The sequence below is a fragment of the Hymenobacter lapidiphilus genome, assembly GCF_003417065.2.
GTDB lineage: Bacteria > Bacteroidota > Bacteroidia > Cytophagales > Hymenobacteraceae > Hymenobacter.
Genome location: NZ_QVLT01000063.1, coordinates 1 through 2,840, shown reverse-complemented (window position 1 = coordinate 2,840; position 2,840 = coordinate 1). Strand labels below are relative to the sequence as shown.

At 56.1% G+C, this 2,840-nt stretch carries 4 protein-coding genes; all 4 read right to left on the bottom strand.

Annotated features, from left to right (window positions below; genetic code table 11):
- Window positions 1–181 precede the first annotated feature (181 nt).
- Window positions 182–412 (bottom strand): hypothetical protein, encoded by a 231-nt coding sequence (locus tag D0N36_RS19175; protein ID WP_116943422.1) that lies wholly within the window; start codon window positions 410–412, stop codon window positions 182–184.
- A gap of 510 nt (window positions 413–922) precedes the next feature.
- Complete coding sequence (locus D0N36_RS19170) at window positions 923–1,201, bottom strand: DUF1294 domain-containing protein (RefSeq protein WP_116943421.1); 279 nt, start codon at window positions 1,199–1,201, stop codon at window positions 923–925.
- Window positions 1,202–1,455: 254 nt separating this feature from the next.
- Window positions 1,456–1,728 carry a hypothetical protein gene (locus D0N36_RS19165; protein ID WP_116943420.1) on the bottom strand — a complete coding sequence of 91 codons (273 nt, stop codon included), beginning with the start codon at window positions 1,726–1,728 and terminating at the stop codon, window positions 1,456–1,458.
- Window positions 1,725–2,516 (bottom strand): ParA family protein, encoded by a 792-nt coding sequence (locus tag D0N36_RS19160; protein WP_116943419.1) that lies wholly within the window; start codon window positions 2,514–2,516, stop codon window positions 1,725–1,727. Before D0N36_RS19160 ends, D0N36_RS19165 begins: the two co-directional genes overlap by 4 nt.
- Between the last annotated feature and the right edge of the window lie 324 nt (window positions 2,517–2,840).

Here is a 2,840-nt window from a genome sequence, read left to right as displayed (position 1 = left end):
GCCACCGCCTGCTCGGCCACGGCGCCGCGCATGGCCGCGAGCCAGCGCGCCCAGGCGGTTTCGTCGGCGCGCAGGGAAGCCAGGCCCGGGTCGGACGCGATGTTGTCGAGGTCGTGGGGGCTGCACGGGCAGCGGCCGGCGGCGGCTCAGTTGGCCCAGCCAGCGCCAGGCCAGCGGCTGTTTAGTGGGGCACTGGGGCGGCCGACAGGGCCGCCGCAAACAATTCAAACGGCGACGCCTGGGCGGAGTCCGGTGCGAACGCGCGCTCAAAAAGGGCAGTGGCGTCGCAATATTTCTGGGCCTGCATGGCGGCGCCCGTTTCCTCCATCCGCTTGGCGTATTCGGTGGCACCCTGACTACGGGCAGGGAGGGAGAGCAGGGCGGACAGGACGAGTAACAACAGGATTTTCATGAGAGGGGGCGCTCGCGATGGAGTGGACTTTGGTGGGTCGTTTGATAGATTGAACACTCGAAGCAAGCCCCCCTTCTCTCTTTCGCTACCTTATAAGTGACCACCCTCCCCTTTTCGTTGACCAACGCCCCATTCACTGAGAGGCTGGGGCGCACAATCGCAACCAGGGTCTATCTGTGGCACCGGGGGCTAAAATGACGCCAAGGCCCTGCCCCCCCCCTTGTGGTTGGGACAGGGTGCGCGGGGGGGGGCAGTAGCCGTTGGGATGCATCTTGCCATTGCTTAGCAAAGAATACTTACCCAGTCAGGTGCCGTAAGGGGCGGTTTTCAGAATCATCCATTCGCGATGAATAGGCGTGTCATCCACCAGCAAGAAACCTTTTTTCCAGTTCACGAAAACGGTGATTTTTCTGAACCTTATGAAATGAATGCAGTTGAGCTGTAACCCAAGAAGTTCCGTTGATTTACGTGTACATAGTCCAGCTCCCCGCATGCAGACGCCTGACACAGTTAAAACAGCGCCTGAAAAGAGGGCCATGTGAAATAGAGCACCGCCCCTTGCAGCAGCGTCAGCGCCAGGGTAACGCCCCAGAAAGCGGCTTTGCTGTTTTTATGTTGCAGCAACAATATAGCCGCCCACGCGCCAAGAGCTGCACCAGGCAGCGTAACGAGGTGCAGCGTTTTTTCGGCAATGCGCCGCTGGTTCCGTTGGGCTTTCCGTTTATCTAAGGCGAAGAGCAGGAAACACACTACATTGACAAACAACAGGCAACCCAGGAGTATTTTCATGGTGCGGGAGGCAGTCCCTTTTGAGTAGGCTGTTCGGAGTGTCGGTTTGAGAGGTTGCTGTACTGCTCTGAACCGGTTGTACGGGTTCAAAAAGGGCGAGTAGGTACTTGTTGTATCTCAGAATAAGATAAAAAAGGCGAAGTTTATCGATGGCCACACTCGTGTCGGCTTGACGCAAGACAGACACTAGTGTGGCCATCGTGGGGAACTGAACTCCAACATGCCGGGACTGCTCTACCCTCCTCCCCCACTGCCTACTCTTCAGGGATAGGTCGCAGTAATTCGGGATCTTGACGGGCAAAGAACTCACTGAGCGCCCGATCTAGTAGAAGCCGCTCGTTCCGTCGGCTCCAAAAAGCCAGCCGGCTTAGCTGCTCTTTATGAGTAGCGGTAATGCGCTGGCCAAAGGCGACAAGCTTCTCCCCTGCTTCCGGCATTGGGGTAGCAGCCGGGGAAGCAGCAGTAACTGAAGGAGCGGCGACCGACTGCATCAACATATCGGCCATGCTTTGCGTGGGCTTTTTCATAGAGCGTTTAGTATGGCTTGGGTAAGGAGCTGGTAATCCTGCGCGGCGCGGCTGGTGGGTTCGTAGGCACAGACGCTTTGCTGCATCGCCTGCGACATTGGTACCGCCATGTCCTTGCGGATGTGTGGCAGTAGTGCATCATCGCCGTAGATGCGACGCGTAGCCTCTACCGTACCGTGGTTGAGCGCGCCGCGCTGGTTAGGATGGTAGGCAGTGAAGAAGATGCCGGCCATTGTCAGCTTTTCATTCAGGTTCTCCCGCACAACACCAGCAGCCCGCACCATGTCGTGAAGTCCGTCGAAGGCCAGCTGCTCGGCTTGGCAGGGAATGACGTACACGTCAGCCGCTGTCAGGGCTAAACTGGTCAGGTCCCCCAACGAAGGCGGACAGTCAATGACTAAGTAAGCGTAGCCGTTAAGCTGTGGCAGTAACCGGCGTAGCAGTCCGTGGTAACCGGGGATGCGTTGGAGCCGCGATTCCTGACTTAATAGTTGAATTGAAGCGGGCAGGAGGTCCAGGTTAACCTGTTTGGTCTCGACAATGATTTCTTCCAGCGTAGCCTCCCCTAGCAGTACAGAAAGCAGTGTATGTCCCCGATAACCGCGCTGATGCAGCACGGCCGTAAGGTTGCCCGCCTGGGGGTCCAAGTCTAAGGCGAGTACAGCGTTGCCTTGGCGAGCCAGCTCACCGGCAATAGCCGCTGCTGAGGCAGTCTTTCCAACTCCTCCCTTGTTGTTGGCGACGGCAATGACCCGTGGGCTCGGCGTTAATGTATTGGAAGCTGGCATAGCTAGTAGGGCTTATATAGCTAGCAATGCTAGCACTTATTTTGTTTGTTTCTCCGCAAGATACGTGACAGTTGCAAGTATAGCTAGCAACACTAATAATAACATCTTATATAGCAGTCTTGCTGCTGATTCCTTAACTAGTTAGCTAACAGAGTTGTTGCCATAGCTAACCCAAGTTGCGAGGTATAAATAAGGCCAAAAAAAGTCTGTTCGGCGTGAACAGACTAGGTTTGAAGTATTCGACCCCTTCAAGCCCTGCCGACCATGCGCGAACAGACCGTTGCAATGTACTGTGTTCTCGATGATTTGATTCGTTTTACCCGC